The following is a 16,211-nucleotide window of genomic DNA, read 5'->3' as shown; positions in this document are numbered from 1 at the left end:
CCTGAAACGGCGCCACCCACTTGTTGTGCAGGAGAGGGCACTACGGGCGGCCAGCCTGCGGGGAGTGCGGTCAGCGGCGGCGGGGGGTGTCGTGCTCGGCGATCGAGCCGACAATGAGTGCCGCCTGCAGGATGAGCGACTCCCGCGCACCGGTCGCGTCGTAGCCGATCACCTCGGACACACGCTTCAGCCGGTACCGCACGGTGTTGGGGTGCACGAACAGCTCGCGCGCCGTCGCCTCGAGCGAACGGCCGTTGTCGAGGTAGCTCCACAGCGTCGACAGCAGCTCGGTCGAGTGAGCCTGCAGCGGCCGGTAGATCCGCGTGATGAGCGTCGCGCGCGCCAGCGGGTCGCCCGCGAGCGCTCGCTCGGGCAGCAGATCATCGGCGAGTGTCGGCCGCGGCGCATTCCGCCACGAGCGGGCGACCGCGAATCCGGCCAGCGCGGCCTTCGCGCTCTTCGACGCATCGACCAGGCTGGGCACCTCGTGGCCGAGCACCAGGAAGCCGTCGCCGAACCCGGGTTCGAGCTCCATCGCGATGTCGAGGAACGGTTTCGGGGGAGCGGTGCCCTCGTCCTCGTTAACGGATGCCGGCTGCGCCCGCCCGATCACCAGCACGAGCCGCGAACCCTGCACGCCGATCAGCACATCAGCGTCCTGGTGCCGCGCGGTGCGCCGCAGCATGTCGACGTCGAGCATCTTCGGTGCGGTGCCGACCAGCACCGACACCTCTCCATGTCCGTGCCAGCCGAGCGCCGCGATGCGGGATGGCAGCTCGTCGTCGTACTCGCCGCTCAGGATGCTGTCGACGACCAGCGCCTCGAGTCGGGCATCCCAGAGCCCGCGCGCCTCAGCGGCCCGCGCGTAGACATCCGCCGCCCCGAAGGCGATCTCCCGCGAGTACAGCAGGATCGCCTCGCGCAGCGACTCGTCACGCCCCTTGACCCGCTCCTCGACCACCTCGACGGTGACCTTGATGAGCTGCAGCGTCTGGGTGAGGCTCACCGAGCGCAGCAGTTCACGCGGCGCAGCGCCGAACACGTCGGCGGCGATCCACGGCGTCGAGCTCGGATCGTCGTACCACTGCATGAACGAGGTGATGCCCGCCTGGGCGACGAGTCCGACAGCGGACCGTCGCCCCGGCGGCATCTCGCGATACCAGGGCAGCGTGTCGTCGAGGCGCTTCAGGGTCGCAGTGGCCAGCTCGCCCGACACGGTTTTCAACCAGGCGAGGGTCTGCTTCTTCGTCGCTGCCTCAGGCATGAGCGGCGCGGTCTAGCTTTCCCCGCCGGCGGAGCCGGACGTTCCAGCGTTGACGTTGTGCAGCTCGTACTTGTCGATCGCCCACTGCGGCACGGCCGGGTCGAGCTGACCCTGCGCGACGAGCGACTGCAGGGCCTTCACGACCACCGACGGACCGTCGATCTTGAAGTGCCGACGTGCGGCCGGACGCGTGTCCGAGAATCCGAAGTCATCAGCACCGAGCGTCGAATAGTGGCCGGGCACGAACTGGCGCACCTGATCCGGCACCGCGTGCGCGTAGTCGGTCACCGCGACGAACGGCCCCTGCGCGCTGCTGAGCTTCTCGGTCAGGTACGGGGTGCGCTTCTGCTCGTTCGGGTGCAGGAAGTTGTACTCGTTCGCGTCCAGGCCGTCGCGCCGAAGCTCCGACCAGGAGGTGACCGACCAGACGTCGGCCGCGATGTTCCAGTCCTTGGCGAGCAGCTCCTGCGCCTCGAGCGCCCAGGGCACCGCGACACCGGATGCCATGAGCTGCACCCGCGCCAGGCCGGCGGTCGCCGCCTTCAGCAGGTAGATGCCCTTGAGCAGCCCCTCGGTGTCGAGGCCCTCCGGCTCGGCCGGCTGAACCATCGGCTCGTTGTAGACGGTGATGTAGTACACGACGTCGGGGTGCGGATGCGTGCCGCCGTACATGCGCTCGATGCCGGACTTCACGATGTGGCCGAGCTCGTACCCGTAAGCGGGGTCGTAGGCGACAACCGACGGGTTCGTCGCGGCGAGCAGTGGCGAGTGGCCGTCGGCGTGCTGCAGGCCTTCACCGGTGAGGGTGGTGCGACCCGCGGTCGCGCCGATCATGAACCCGCGCGCCATCTGGTCGGCGGCCGCCCAGATTCCGTCGCCGGTGCGCTGGAACCCGAACATCGAGTAGAAGACATACACCGGGATGAGCGCTTCACCGTGCGTCGAGTACGAGCTGCCGGTCGCGGTGAACGCGGAGATCGCGCCCGCCTCGTTGATGCCGACGTGCAGGATCTGCCCCTGCTCGCTCTCCTTGTAGGCGAGCAGCAGCTCCCGGTCGACCGACGTGTAGTTCATGCCGTTCGGGTTGTAGATCTTCGCCGTCGGGAAGTAGGCGTCCATTCCGAACGTGCGCGCCTCATCCGGGATGATGGGCACGATGCGGTGGCCGAAGCCCTCTGCGCGCAGCAGGTCCTTCAGCAGGCGGGCGAACGCCATGGTCGTGGCGATCTCCTGTTTGCCGGAGCCGCGCTTCACGACGTCGTACGCGCTGGCATCAGGGACCTGAATCTGCGTGTACTTGGTGCGCCGCTCGGGCACATAGCCGCCGAGCTCGCGGCGACGCTGCTGCAGGTACTCGATCGCCTCGTCGTTCTGGCCGGGGTGGTAGAACGGCGGGACGTACGGGTTCTCCTCAAGCTGGGCATCCGTGATCGGGATGCGCATCGCGTCGCGGAACTGCTTCAGGTTGTCGAGGGTGAGCTTCTTCATCTGGTGGGTTGCGTTGCGGCCCTCGAAGGATGCGCCCAGACCGTAGCCCTTCACCGTCTTGGCGAGGATGACCGTCGGCTTGCCCTTGTGCTCAATGGCGGCCTTGTAGGCGGCGTACACCTTGCGGTAGTCGTGGCCACCGCGCTTGAGGCCCCAGATCTCGTCGTCGGTGTAGTCCTTGACGAGCTCAGCGGTGCGCGGGTCGCGGCCGAAGAAGTTCTCGCGCACGTACGCGCCGCTCTCGGCCTTGTAGGTCTGGTAGTCGCCATCCGGCGTCACGTTCATCAGGTTGACGAGCGCGCCGTCGTCGTCGCGTTCGAGCAGCGAGTCCCACTCGCGGCCCCACAGCACCTTGATGACGTTCCAGCCGGCGCCGCGGAAGAAGCTCTCCAGTTCCTGCACGACCTTGCCGTTGCCTCGGACCGGACCGTCGAGGCGCTGCAGGTTGCAGTTAACGACAAAGGTCAGGTTGTCGAGGTTGTGGTTGGCAGCCCACTGCAGGGCACCGCGGCTCTCAACCTCGTCCATCTCGCCGTCGCCGAGGAATGCCCAGACGTGGCTCGCGGAGGTGTCCTTGATGCCGCGGTTGTGCAGGTACCGGTTGGTCTCCGCCTGCCAGATCGCGTTGAGTGGGCCGAGACCCATCGACACGGTCGGGAACTCCCAGAACTCGGGCATGAGGTGCGGGTGGGGGTAGGAGGGGATGCCTCCGGAGTGGTGCGACTTCTCCTGGCGGAAGCCGTCGAGCTGGTCGGCGCTGAGCCGGCCCTCAAGGAACGCACGCGCGTACATGCCGGGGGAGGCGTGTCCCTGGAAGTAGATCTGATCGCCGCCGCCGGGGTTGTCCTTGCCCTTGAAGAAGTGGTTGTAGCCAACCTCGTAGAGGGTGGCGGATGAGGCGTAGGTCGAGATGTGCCCGCCGACCGAGATGCCGGGCCGCTGTGCCCGGTGCACGGTGATCGCGGCGTTCCAGCGGATCCAGGCGCGGTAGCGGCGCTCGATCTCCTCGTCGCCGGGGAAGTTCGCCTCGTTCTCGGGGGCGATGGTGTTGATGTAGTCGGTGGTCGGGACCATCGGCACACCGAGCTGAAGCTCCTTGGACCGCTTGAGCAGGCTCAGCATGATTTCGCGGGCACGCTCACGACCGTGGGTCGCGGCGACGGCATCCAGCGATTCCTGCCATTCGGCGGTTTCTTCGGGATCAGCATCCACGTGGTGCATCGAGTACGGGTCCTGATCGTTGACCGTCACTGTGACCTCTTCCTTGTTGAGACAGATCGCATCGTTGCGCGCGTCAACCAACTGGTGGCGGTTGCCGCTTCGGGATGCCGTTCGAGTCTAGTTCTGACGCACCGTCAGCCGCGATTCGTGGCATCGACGTGTCCGCGCTGCCGCTGTCGTAACATGGGGGAGCCCACTCGTGGGTGAGGGCCTTTAGCTCAGCTGGTAGAGCGCCACGTTTACACCGTGGATGTCGTCGGTTCGATCCCGGCAGGGCCCACCGTCAAAACCCCTGATAATCCGGGGCTTCCACAATGCATAGCCCTCGTTTCGCGCAGCCGCAGCTCGCTCGTGCCGGTCAGGTGCCGGTGAGAATCCAAGATCCGTCGCGTCGGAGCCGCCGTTTTCCGTCGACCACCGCGCCTAGAGGTGTGCGTGCAAAACACCCCCTATGAATCGCCACATCATGCGGCTCATGCGCTCGACGCGCTGTCCGGGGTGACGCAGACGGTCGTTGCGCCCCGCCGGATGGCCCGTGCCCCTGTCCGTGCCGGGACGCGAGTCGGATCATGTTGGTTCCTCGGTTATGTGGAGTTCCGCTCTAGGATGCAGGCATGAAGCGACTAAGCGGATTCTTGCTCATCACCGCCGTGTTGCTCACTGGGTGCAGCGCTAGCGCCACGGAGGAGCCTGGGCCCGCCGAGGAACCGCTGCCCAACGCGGAATCATGTGATGCGTTCGAGACAACTACCCGCGATCTCGCGAAACGGATGGTCGAAGGCTCCGACTCGACGAACTCAGAGGAGTTCATGGAAACCATGAACGGCATGCGCGGACGCTTCGATGAAGCAGCTCTCCGCGGCACCGGAGACGTGAAAGAGCGCATCGGCACGCTGGTTGAGAACCTACCGGGCAAGGTTCACATGCTGTTCCTCCAGCACGACCGGTACTTCGAAGATGTTGCATCGGTGAGCCGCGCATGCGAAGCGGACGGGACACCGATCAACCCGATCATCTGGGGCTAGCCCGCGGTCAGTCCGAGCGACCGCGAAGCCCGGGTGCCCAATCGGAGGGGGAGAGTGATGCATTCCAGCCTGGACAATCCGAGTACCGACGATCGCCCGATCGACCAAATAGCCAGCGTGCTCCTACTAGTAGTGCACGTGATCGTTTCGGGCGGAATAGCATTTTTCGTCTATTTCGATCATCTCAGTGTTGCCCATTGCGGCGGGCCAGTCCGCTGCGATTACGCACTTGCATACTGGACGCTCATCTCGGTTTGGGTTGCGGCATTGGTAGTGCTTGCTTGCGTACTGTGGAGCGTCTGGTACTTGGACGCACGAGAACTCCATCGTTTTTGGGCCCCACTCGTTGGCACTCTCGTCATGCTGATCGTCCTTGCCGTCGCACTGCACTTGAATGGCGTCGCGTTCGGCCTAACATGACAGTGCGCCCGTTGTGCGGTGACTAACGCCGTGGCTTCCACGCCCTTCGTCGCAGAGTCGTCGCTTTTCCCGGTCTCAATAACGAAGGCGCTCTCAGGAGAATCGCTCATCGACATCCGCGATGTCATAGCCAGCCGCCTTGGCCTGCTCAAATAAGGTCATAGCACGGCTGGGACTATGGAACCCGGTCCTACCAAACAGGCGATCACATTCTGCCTCATCGAACTCCACGCCATTGGGGGCGCTTCGCCCATCTATCGTCGTCAATTGCGATAGTTGCCGCATTACCATTGCGGCACTTCCTTCCAAGGGCCAATTTCACGGATCGCCTCGGCTAACGCCAGATCTCGAGCGCGCGCGGGTCCCACATTTCCATTTGCGCGACGCCGTTGTAGAGATAAATCTCGCCGCTCCCGCAAACAACAGCGTCGGGTCCGATTGGCTCGAGATAGACGTCCCAGAAAATGAACGTAAATCGGTCAGCGGAGGGATAGTCCTGGCCCACGTTTACGAAGGTGCCGTCGGATGTTTCTCTGGCGCTCATGAGAGGGCCGCACACCCGTTGCATCGTTCCTGAATGCTCCCGTGCCTTGTCCCATCCAAGGCCACCTTCTGGCCACCCTGAGCCGACGGCTGCCTCGCCTTGCCCGAAACTGCACCGTCGGTCTTGTTCGAGCAACTCGACGGACTCTGCCCTGACTCCATAGCCGATCAGTTCGTCGCAGGAGTCGATGCTAAACGGGCCATCAGTGGAGTGCGCGAGGTAGTCGACGGCGATCTCATACTCATCCGAGCAGTTGTCACTCAGCGCCTGCAATGTTGAGTCGATGTCGCCACTGCCAGATCGCTCGTGTGCTACAGCGGACGTGAGTAGCTGTGAGCAACTGGGCGCCGAGTATGCAGCGCCGGAACTGGCACTGCGAGTGCAGGCCGTCATTGACGCGACAAGTACCAAGGCGATGAGCGAAGCGACTGTGGTCCGTGGGGCCCTCATGATGTGCCCATCCTGACATCCATTCAACGATGCCGCATCTTCGGCACGGTCTGCAATCCAAGCGGCCCACGGCCCTGGTCTGACCTCTGGCACAGTTTCTCGGATGGCTGGACTACAAGGGGTCCTGATTGTCGGACGCGATGCGTGCCGGTGAGGTGCCGGTAGACCTTCACAAACGTCCGCAAATTGCGGCGAATTACTGGAACGGGCTGACCCGCCTACCCTTGAATTCATTGAGAAATCGCAACATTCCATGCAAGGGATTCCCATTGCCAACACGTTTACACCGTGGATGTCGTCGGTTCGATCCCGGCAGGGCCCACCACGACGAATGCTCGGTCCCATGCAAGACTGAGGCATGGACCCGGCTGCAATCAAGAAGGAGCAACCGCCTCGGCTGCTGCTGCTTGCAGTTGTGCTCGTCGCGGTCCTGGCGTTCGCGAGCTTCGTCCTGGCTCCCCAGACAGTTTCGCCCGACCTCGGGACCGCGTACGCTGCTATGTCCCAGCAATCCGCGCCGCTGACTGCCGCCATCTTGGCGGGCGGGATCTGGGCGATCAGTTCGATCGGGGTCGCGGCTCTAGCAGGACGACCCCAGGCGGCTATGCGGGATCAAGTTGGCCTCGCTCTGGTAGTCCTCGGCGGGATCGGGGCAACCAGCTACATCCCGGCCGGGTTGGTGTCGAGCGCCGTTGGTCACGCGACGCCGCAGTTGATCCCCTATGGAGACCAGATCACGCCCTACTTTGCCCTCGGTGGGCTGGTGGCCGTGGCGACTGGCGGCGTGATCCTCCTCGTGTCACGCCTGGCCGCCACCACCGACACCGAGCAGGGTGCGCGTGAGCGTCGCTCCGGATGAGAGCAGGTCGTCCAGCGCAGCGGCAAGGTCTGCATCCGACACCGCACGATCGTTCCGGGCCGCCCGCAGTACCGCCCGCCGCATGAGCTCCTTCGCGAACGAACCTGTCACACCCTCCGAGCGGTCCGCGGCCTCCTGCACCGCCGCTTCCGACAACCCGAGCCCCGAAGCGTAGAGCGCAAACATGCGGCGCCGAGCATCCGCATCTGGCAGCGGAATCTCGACCGCTAGGTCAACCCTGCCGGGTCGCGCAGTGAGCGCCGGCTCGAGCAGGTCCGCCCGGTTCGTGGTGAGGATGAACGCGACATCAGCGTCACCGTCCAGCCCGTCGAGCGCATCGAGCACCGCAAAGAGCAGCGGTTGCGGACCGCCGTGCATGCCGCGCTCGTGCGCGACGAGATCGACATCCTCCAGCACGACGATCGCCGGCTGCATCGCACGAGCGAGTTCGGCAGCCTCGGTGATGAAGCGGATGCTCGTGCCCGTGAGCAGCACTGCGGTCACATCGGGAGTGGAGGCGAGCAGGTGTCGAACGGTCAGCGTCTTGCCGGTTCCGGGCGGGCCATACAGCAGCACGCCACGCTTGAGATGTTGACCGGCATCCGCCAATTGCACGCGCTGGTTGCCGATGTCGACGACGTGCCCCGTGATCTGCTCGAGCACGCCGGGGCCGAGCACGACATCCTCTGCCGACACGGCCGGACGCGGCACGAAGGTTGCGCCGGCGGCCTGGTGCGCGTACTCGTCGCCCGTGAACGTCAGCACCTTGCCGCGCAGCACACTGTGGGTGAGCATCAGGCGACGCACCTCAGCAAGCAGGCGACCACTGAGGTCGGCGTCCGGGGAAAGCACGTCAAGGCTCGCGGTCGCACGCCCGAACTGTGGTGCGGCTGCCCGCTGCAGCACCGCGACCGGCTTGCCCTCAAACACTACGAGGCGGATGCCGAACGCCACCACGCGGCGCTGGCTGTCCGGGCCGGTATCGACCGTCACGTAGTCGACCGGCGCCGGCGCGAACGCCACATGCGGGTGCTGCAGCAGTTGCGGGAAGTCCTCGACGTAGCGCTGCTGGCCGCCGCTGCAGCCGAACAGTCCAGAGCCGGGGGAGTCCGTCAGGTGATCGAGTGCGATGTCAGCGTCGACCAGACGGTGCGGCGGGATCGCTTCGCTGACAAGCGGCAGGTCCCGCACTGGGGCGCCCACGTGTTCCTCGACCGTGACTCCGATCGGTGTCAGGACGGCCGGTCGCATCCGCTGCTGCTGGACCACCTCCTCCAGGAACAGCCGAAAGGTGTCGACGAAATCCTGCGCGCGATCAGCCATGACCGCAGACTAGCGGGGACATGATTCAGTTGCGGTACCTACACTGACCGGATGGCTCGCACCAGACGGCACCGACAGCTCGCTGGACTCGACGTGGATCTGCACGTCATCAAGGGACCGCCGAACGTCCGGCCGTTCGTGCTGGTTCACGGAATCGGCGTTTCGTCGCGGTACTTCGGCCCGATGGCCAAGGAACTCTCGAAGCACGGCACCGTCTACTCGGTTGACCTGCCCGGGTATGGCACGGCACCGGATCCGCGCCGTGACGTCGAACTCGCCGACCACGGCGCGGTAATTTCCGAGCTCGTACGCGAGCTCGGCCTGGTCAATCCGGTGCTCGTCGGCCATTCGATGGGCACCCAGATCGTCACGCAGCTCGCCGTCGACGATCCCACACTGACCGACCGGCTCGTACTCATGGGCACAACGATGGCGCCGCACCTGCGCACCGTGCCGAGAGCATCCTTCGCCCTGTTCAAGGACATGCTGCGCGAGCCTGCCCACAGCAATCTTGTCGTCATGGTCGATTACCTCTTCCGTTGCGGCATCCCGTACTACCTCCGCCAATTGCCCAAGCTGCTCGACGACCGCATCGAGGACCGCCTCGGCGACATCCGCGCGAAGACCCTCGTTATCGCCGGCGACCGGGATCCGATCGCGGGCGACGGCTGGTCGCTGCGGGTGGCGAACACGATCCCGGATGGCTCATTCGTCGAAGTCAAGGGACCGCACGTCGTGATGTTCACCGATCCGGTCAGGGTTGCCGCGCTGATCGCGGACCATTCGCGATGAACTGGCTGCGCCGCGGCGTTTCCTGGTTCCTCGACTACGTGTACGTCGGCTGGTGGCAGCTTCGGCATGCTGTGGTCCGCGGCGAAGCGGCCGGCTACGGCGGCGGCGACCGCTCGCCCGTGCTGCTGCTCCCCGGCGTGTACGAGACCTGGAAGTTCCTGCGCCCCCTCGCCGACGAACTTCACAGGCTGGGGCATCCGATCCACGTCATCGACGACCTCGGCTACAACCGCGGCCCGGTCGCCAAAATGGCAGCGGTTGCCCAGGCCTACGTCGACCTGCACGACCTACGAGGCGTGTCGATCGTCGCCCACAGCAAGGGCGGCCTGATCGGCAAGCACATGATGATGATCGATGACCGCGACGGGCGGATCGACCGGCTGGTGGCCATTAGCACGCCGTTCAGCGGCTCGCGGTACGCACTCCGGACGCCCAGCCGCACCTTGCGACAGTTCTCACCCCGCGACAAGACCCTCACGATGCTCGCGGAGAACTTGGAGATCAACTCTCGCATCACCTCTATCTATGCCGAATTCGACCCGCACATCCCCGGCGGCAGCGAACTGCCAGGGGCGACCAACGTGCGGCTGCCGATGGCGGGACACTTCCGGCCGATCGGTTCGCCCGAGATGCTGAGCGTGGTTTCGGCGGCTCTCGCATGACGAACGCGTACCCCCCTGAGGGGTCATTCCGCGCCTGAGAGTCCGCTGGTAGCATGGGGACCCACGGCGCCGATATATCGTCGGCGTCCGTGGTCGTTCAAACAGCTACCCGAAGGCTGAGGATCACAGAATGAACGAGACAATACGCAGCGCTCTCGCGCTCGTGCGCTCCTCGGAGTTGGCTCGCCGCGACGGCGCGGGCCGAGCGCCGGAGCGCATCGACGCCGTTCTCGCGGTCATCGCCGACCATTGGAAGCAGCGACCAGACCTGCGGCTGGGTGAGCTCGTGCACTACGCGGCCCGGCAGCACGGGTTCCCCGACTCGTATGGGGTCGAGGACGCCGAGCTCCTGACCGCGCTCGACAGGCGGTACGCCGAGCTGCTCGCACCGGGTACGACTGCCTCGCTGGCCATCGAGCCTTCCGCGCCTGCCGTTCCCGCGGCGCCGGCTCCCGCTCCGTCTGAGCCAGAGTCCACGCTGCCCGACTTCGTGGCGCCAGTCCTCGACTACCCCGGTGTCCCCGACGCGCCCGTGGCGGTCGCGGATGGCGATCTGGCCAACGAGGTGAACACGCTCCTGTCCGCCGTGTACCCGGCGGCCAGGGTCGCCTCGGTGACCGGCACACACCCGATGGTTGCCGTCGGCGCGATCGGAGACGAGTACCTGTTCCGGCTCGAGTTCGAGCGCAACACTGCGATCCTGCGACTTATGCTCTCCACCGCCGAAACGATCGAGGTGCTCCGCGTGGCGATGGAGGACGTCACCAGGCGTCCGGATGCCGGATTGCTCTCCGCAGGCAAGCTGTGCGGGGTGCTGAATTCGCTGATCAGGGACGCGCGCCGCGCGATCGAGTCCGGAACACTGTCGCCAGCGGGCTGACGCAGCAGAGCCGACTCTCACCACAAAAATGAGTCTCTGTGCCAACTCTCACCATAAAGGTGAGCACCCCGTGGTTCCATGAACCATGACCGACGTTGACGCTGATGACACGATCCCGTTCAACTGGCGAGCGTCCAACCCGTCGCTCGAGTGCGATGTCGTCATGAAGGGCGGCATCACTTCAGGCGTGGTTTACCCGCGCGCGGTGACAGAGCTGGCGAAGACCTACCGGCTCCGAAGCGTCGGCGGGTCGTCCGCCGGGGCGATCGGCGCCGCGCTGGCCGCGGCCGCCGAGTTCGGCCGGCGTTCGGCGACGGGAGGTTTCGAGCGGCTCGAGCAGATCCCCGACGAGCTCGGTGGTGGCCGTCTCGCCGCTCTGTTCCAGCCGCAACGCGCGACCCGCGCGCTTCTCCCGGTGCTCCTGGCTGCGACGGGCAATGGTCCGGCCTCGCGCAACGGGCGAAGCCACCGGGTGCTCGACACCGTCCTCGCCTTGGTCCGGTCATTCCCGCTTGCGACGATCCTCGGCCTGCTCCCCGGGGTTGCGGCGATCCTGCTCGGCGCCTACTCCGGTTGGCCCACGGGCGTCGCCCTGCTGGTCTGCGGCATCATTCTCCTCATCGTCGGCTGGGCCGTTGCCGTGGGCATCCGGCTCTATCGCAAGCTTGCTCACGCCGTACCAGGCAACGGGTTCGGCATTTGCACCGGCCTCAGCGAATCCACGGCGCCGGCGCTCACCGACTGGCTCGCCTCGCGCATCGACGAACTCGCCGGGCTCAGCCCCGAGCATGGGCCGCTCACCTTCGGCGACCTGTGGGGATCGGATGTCGAAAGCACCGAGGTGGCTGACCGCACTATCGACCTGCGGATGATGAGCACGTGCCTCAGCCAGTCGCGCCCATACGAGCTGCCGTGGCAGGCGTGCAACTTCTTCTACGAGCCGGCCGTCTGGCGGCGGCTGTTCCCGGCCGCTGTGATGGACGCGCTCGAGGCGGCCCCGCCCGCAACGGCCTCGACCCCGAGCAAGACCGCCCGCTGGCGAGAGGAGGACAAGTACGCCGAGACCCACCGCCCGAGGCTGCGGAGGCTTCCGGATGCCGCGCACCTGCCGGTCATCGTCGCAACGCGCATGTCGTTGAGCTTTCCGGTGCTCATCTCCGCGGTCCCGTTGTGGCGCATCGACCACTTGCATCGCGCCGACCCGGACCGTCCGAACCACGGGCCGCACTTCCAGTCGCTGTGGTTCAGCGACGGAGGGCTCGCCAGCAACTTTCCGATCCACCTGTTCGACGCTGCTCTGCCGACACGGCCCACCTTTGCGATCAATCTCGGCCGGTTCCGCACCGACTGGCCGGAGAGTGCCGACGAACGCGAGAACGTCGATCTCGCCCGGAACAACAACGTTCTGCCCGCCCCGTACACGGCGATTCCGGCATCCGGGATCTCGGCCATCATCGGCTTCGGGGCCGCGACCATCAATACCGCCCGCGAGTGGACCGACAACGCCCGGCTGGACCAACCCGGCTACCGCGACCGGATCGTTCGGGTGCTGCAGACCCGAGCGCAGGGCGGGTTGAGCCTGCACATGGACTCGGCGACGATCGAGCGGCTCGCCACGCGCGGCGCCGTGGCGGCCGACGCCATCGTCGGGCAGTTCAACGAGCCGCGTTATCGACTCGGAAGCGACACTCCGCAGACCGGCTGGGACAACCACAGGTGGGTGCGCTACCGGGCGCTGCTCAGCACGCTTCCGGCGTTCCTGACCTCGTACAAGCGAGGGAGGGCAGTGCTAGGGATTGACCCGGAGGATCCGCCAAGCTACGACCTGAACCCCTCGTCCCGTGAGTTGGCTGCGAAGCTCGACGCGAACCTCCGCCGGGCGGCCGCGGTGAACAATGGGCACCACGGCGCATTGGATGAACTCGTGAACGAGCCGCGCCCGCTCAGCGCGCTGGGCCGGACTCCGAAGCTCTGAGCCGCATGACCCCCGAATGGGGTTCACAGCGCCGCTCCAGATTTGCGTGACAACCTCAGCTTCCATCGTGCGTTGAGGAAGTGGTGACCAATGGCCGATCTGCTGGCGCCGTTCGCAAGCGCCTTCGGGGGAGAAGGCTGGTGGGGGATCCTGTTGTTCGTCCCGTTGCTGCTCGCGGGACATGTTTCGGAGGCAGCCGTCGGCTACGGGCTCTGGCGGCGAAGCGTGCACCGCCCGCCGGCTCCCAGAGTGTGGCGAGTCGCGGCCGTTTCGGCCGCCATCGCCGGAGTGTTCCTCATCGCCTCGTTGGTCTGGGTCGGCGGCTACGTCGCACCGCGGCTGGCTGGGGACCTCGCGTTGCTGCTCTGATCGGTCGTTGTGAGCACTGTCAGCCTTGCTGACCGAGAATGTCACTAGCGGGTCTCATTCGGCACGCCGCGGCGACGAATCTTCGCTGCGCCTCTAGTATTTTGGCCATGGTTGATCAGGACATGACGGGCGACGACGAGCAGTCGGAGCCCCAGTCGGTGTTGCCGACGCAGCGGCGATCGACCTACACCCCACCCGCGGAGATTTCACCGCGGCTCGCTGCAGAAGCGCTCGGTGTGGATGATGACGACCTCGCGGCGGCGATCGCCGAGGAGATCGCGCGGATCACGCAGACGCCGGCAGCGAGACCGGTCGAGCAGCCGGTCGCCGAGCAGCCCGTTGCGGCACCCTCCTGGCAAGCGTCAACACCGGGGCCGGTGCGGGAACCGGTATTCGAGTTCGTGCCTGCCGAAGAGCCCGCACCCGTCGAGGAGGCGCCGCCCGCAGAGGAGGCTGAGCCCGCCGCCGAGGCTGCGCCTGTTCCGCAGCCAGAGGTCAGCGCCGAGCCTGCGCCCCACTACCAGCCACCCGTCCACCAGGTGTTCGGCGACTTCGAGCCGGTGCCGGATGATGAGGACGTCGCCCCCACGGTCGTCTACGACCTTGGCGTAGCGCCGGAAGCGCCCGCCGCTCCTGCCGCGCCCGACAACGCCGAGTTGCTCCCGCCCCCGGTGCGTCGGTCCCTGCCCGATGAGGTGCTGATGGGCCGGCTGACGTCGGAGTCGAGCTCACCCGACGAGCGCCTCGAGGCGATGCATCAGTTGGAAGCTCAGATGCGGCTGCGTGCGCAGGAGGCCGAGGAACTCGCCCACTGGGAGGAGTCCATGCGCCGCGTCGGCACGCCGGAGGCTCTCGCCGAGGTGGACCGCGTGCATCGGGCGTTCCACGAGGGACCAACGCCGCTTCCGCCGGCGGTGGAGTCGCATCCGGATCCGTCCATGCTTCACCAGACCACCCAGCAGTACACCCCCGAGCAGCTCCAGCTGCTGCTCAGCGCGCCCGCGCCGTTGTCGCAGCCGTTCGTGCACATCCCGCCGCCGCCTGGCACGGTCCTGATGCCTCCCAAGCCGCGCGAGCCGGAGCCCGAGCCCGTGGCCGAGCCCGAGCCGATCGAAGAGGTCGAGGCGGAATTCGCGCCGGCCGAGCCTGAGCTTGGGGCCATCGAGCCGGAGTTTGAGACGGTCGAGCCTGCCGAGACCGAGCCCACCACCGCCGAGGAGCCTCTCGACATCCCGGTGCTGCACGAACTCGTCGAACCGGTGATCCCACCGATCCCGGACCCGCCCACCGGTCCGTTCGACTTCGATTCACTGTTGGCCGCTCCGGATGTGACCGACGATGAGGTCGCGCAGGACGAGAGTACCGGCGACGTCTTCACCCTCTTCAACGAATCCGGTCAACCCGACGAGGCCGTGGAATCCGTTGACTCGGTTCCGGTCGTCACGGTGCAGCCGCAGCCGACCTACGAGGCCCCGATCCTGCCGGTCGACGCCGAGCCACGCCGGCTTTCGGTCTTCTCGCTCGAGCAGGCCGGGCTCGAGCCGACCCCGATCCAGAACCGGGTCGGCCGTTCGGTACGGCTGTTCTGGCTCTGGTTCGCGGCCAACTCGTCGGTGCTCAGCATCGTCATGGGGGCGGTCATCCTGAGCCTGGGCATGAGCCTGAGGCAAGCCGTTGTCGCGACCCTCGCCGGTGTGGCCATCTCCGCCCTCCCGCTCGGTCTCGGCACCCTCGCAGGCAAGTGGAGCGGTCAGCCCGCGATGGTCGTCTCGCGAGCGACCTTCGGCCTGCTCGGAAACATCCTGCCGGCGATCCTCACGCTCATCACACGCGTCTTCTGGGGTGCGGTGCTGCTGGTCATCCTGGGCATCGGGGTGGAGCGCATCTTCGGCGACACTCTCGGCCTCGGCGAGCAGACCAGCATCCTGATCGGCATTGGCGGGAGTGTGGTCATCGCCCTCGCGATCGCGATCCTCGGTTACGGGCTCATCGCTCCCGTGCAACTCGCGATCAGTGTCATCGCGGGCGTGCTCGTCGCCGGCTTCATTTCACTCACCTGGTCCGAGATCGACCTCCAGGCGGCGCTCACCGTCGGTGATGGTTCCTGGCTGCTGCTCGTGACCGGCGCCGTGCTCGTCTTCAGCTTCGTCGGCCTGGTCTGGGCTGTCAGCAGCGCCGACCTGGCCCGCTACCAGCGTCCGGGAAGTTCCGGCGCAGCATCGATGCTGTGGTCGAGCTTCGGGGCGATGATCCCCGCATTCGTGCTCATCTCCTACGGGGCGTTGCTGGCGGCATCCAATCCATCGCTCGCCTCGGGCCTCGTCGAGGAGCCTTTCGAGACTCTCGGCTCGGTGCTGCCCGGCTGGTATCCGATTCCGCTGTTGGCCGCGGTCGGCCTCAGCGTGCTCTCCGGCGTCATCGTGACCATCTACTCGGGCGGTTTCGCGCTGCAGTCGGCCGGCATCCGGATGCCGCGGGCCGCGGCCGCCGCCATCGTCGGCGTGCTCGTGCTCGGCGCCGCGCTCGCGCTCGCCCTCCTCGTCGGCGACGTCGCGCTCATCCTGCGGGACGCTGCGACAACCCTCGCGGTGCCGGTCGCGGCCTGGGCGGGCATCTTCGCCGGCGAGATGATGATCAGGAGCAGGCGATTCGAGAGCACGTCGCTGCTGCATCGTGGCGGCGTGTACCCGGATGTGAACTGGGTCAACCTGGCCATGCTCGTCGTCGCCTCGGCCATTGGCCTCGGTCTGGTCAGCGCGAGCGTTCCAGCGCTTGCCTGGGAGGGCTACCTGTGGGGCGTGTTCGGGGTAGCGGACGGCAGTGTGCTCGCTGACACCGACCTGGGCGTGCTGGTCGCGCTTGGCCTCGGACTGCTCACCCCCATCGTCGCCGGCATCCCGACGGTCCGGCGGCAAGAGCGCAGTCCCGCCCCGAACTAG

General features: G+C 66.4%; 12 protein-coding genes and 1 tRNA gene. 9 read left to right on the top strand and 4 right to left on the bottom strand.

What is annotated here, in order from left to right; translation table 11 throughout:
- Positions 1 to 70: 70 nt before the first annotated feature.
- Together IRG63_RS10450 and aceE are read right to left on the bottom strand one after the other, a co-directional pair.
- The gene (locus IRG63_RS10450; protein ID WP_168627446.1) at positions 71 to 1,264 is read right to left on the bottom strand and encodes a CdaR family transcriptional regulator; all 1,194 of its coding nucleotides are present in this window, start codon (positions 1,262 to 1,264) and stop codon (positions 71 to 73) included.
- Positions 1,265 to 1,276: 12 nt separating this feature from the next.
- Positions 1,277 to 4,003 (bottom strand): pyruvate dehydrogenase (acetyl-transferring), homodimeric type, encoded by a 2,727-nt coding sequence (aceE, locus tag IRG63_RS10445; protein ID WP_193510078.1) that lies wholly within the window; start codon positions 4,001 to 4,003, stop codon positions 1,277 to 1,279.
- A gap of 177 nt (positions 4,004 to 4,180) precedes the next feature.
- Here aceE and IRG63_RS10440 point away from each other — a divergent pair.
- Positions 4,181 to 4,253: transfer RNA gene (locus tag IRG63_RS10440), tRNA-Val, on the top strand.
- 355 nt (positions 4,254 to 4,608) lie between these two features.
- Positions 4,609 to 4,998, top strand: coding sequence for a hypothetical protein (locus tag IRG63_RS13800; protein ID WP_227412046.1), 390 nt, complete (start codon positions 4,609 to 4,611; stop codon positions 4,996 to 4,998).
- A gap of 754 nt (positions 4,999 to 5,752) precedes the next feature.
- On the opposite strand, the gene IRG63_RS10430 is transcribed toward IRG63_RS13800, so the two are convergent.
- Positions 5,753 to 6,235, bottom strand: a complete 483-nt coding sequence (locus IRG63_RS10430) for a hypothetical protein (protein ID WP_168627443.1) — start codon at positions 6,233 to 6,235, stop codon at positions 5,753 to 5,755.
- 535 nt (positions 6,236 to 6,770) lie between these two features.
- Between IRG63_RS10430 and IRG63_RS10425 the strand changes: the two genes are divergently transcribed.
- Positions 6,771 to 7,271: a hypothetical protein gene (locus tag IRG63_RS10425; RefSeq protein WP_193510077.1), complete on the top strand. Its 501-nt coding sequence runs from the start codon at positions 6,771 to 6,773 to the stop codon at positions 7,269 to 7,271.
- Here IRG63_RS10425 and IRG63_RS10420 read toward each other — a convergent pair.
- Positions 7,212 to 8,594 carry an AAA family ATPase gene (locus tag IRG63_RS10420; RefSeq protein WP_193510076.1) on the bottom strand — a complete coding sequence of 461 codons (1,383 nt, stop codon included), beginning with the start codon at positions 8,592 to 8,594 and terminating at the stop codon, positions 7,212 to 7,214. The two genes, IRG63_RS10425 and IRG63_RS10420, sit on opposite strands and share 60 nt — an antisense overlap.
- Positions 8,595 to 8,645: 51 nt before the next feature.
- On the opposite strand from IRG63_RS10420, the gene IRG63_RS10415 reads away from it, so the two are divergent.
- The 6 genes from IRG63_RS10415 (at position 8,646) to IRG63_RS10390 (ending at position 16,211) form a co-directional block, all read left to right on the top strand.
- On the top strand, positions 8,646 to 9,386 hold the full coding sequence (locus IRG63_RS10415; RefSeq protein WP_168627439.1) for an alpha/beta fold hydrolase: 741 nt from the start codon (positions 8,646 to 8,648) through the stop codon (positions 9,384 to 9,386).
- Entirely contained in the window at positions 9,383 to 10,048 is a 666-nt protein-coding gene (locus IRG63_RS10410; RefSeq protein WP_193510075.1) for a triacylglycerol lipase, read from the top strand. Before IRG63_RS10415 ends, IRG63_RS10410 begins: the two co-directional genes overlap by 4 nt.
- Before the next feature lie 130 nt (positions 10,049 to 10,178).
- Positions 10,179 to 10,928, top strand: coding sequence for a hypothetical protein (locus tag IRG63_RS10405; RefSeq protein WP_193510074.1), 750 nt, complete (start codon positions 10,179 to 10,181; stop codon positions 10,926 to 10,928).
- 85 nt (positions 10,929 to 11,013) lie between these two features.
- Positions 11,014 to 12,903, top strand: coding sequence for a patatin-like phospholipase family protein (locus IRG63_RS10400; protein ID WP_193510073.1), 1,890 nt, complete (start codon positions 11,014 to 11,016; stop codon positions 12,901 to 12,903).
- 90 nt (positions 12,904 to 12,993) lie between these two features.
- The gene (locus tag IRG63_RS10395) at positions 12,994 to 13,272 is read left to right on the top strand and encodes a hypothetical protein (RefSeq protein ID WP_168627435.1); all 279 of its coding nucleotides are present in this window, start codon (positions 12,994 to 12,996) and stop codon (positions 13,270 to 13,272) included.
- 107 nt (positions 13,273 to 13,379) lie between these two features.
- Complete coding sequence (locus IRG63_RS10390) at positions 13,380 to 16,211, top strand: cytosine permease (protein WP_193510072.1); 2,832 nt, start codon at positions 13,380 to 13,382, stop codon at positions 16,209 to 16,211.

This window comes from Cryobacterium sp. BB736 (assembly GCF_014980265.1).
In the GTDB taxonomy this organism is placed as follows: domain Bacteria; phylum Actinomycetota; class Actinomycetes; order Actinomycetales; family Microbacteriaceae; genus Terrimesophilobacter.
The sequence above is the reverse complement of the archived record's forward strand: the minus strand, read 5'-3'. Positions and strand labels throughout refer to the sequence as shown.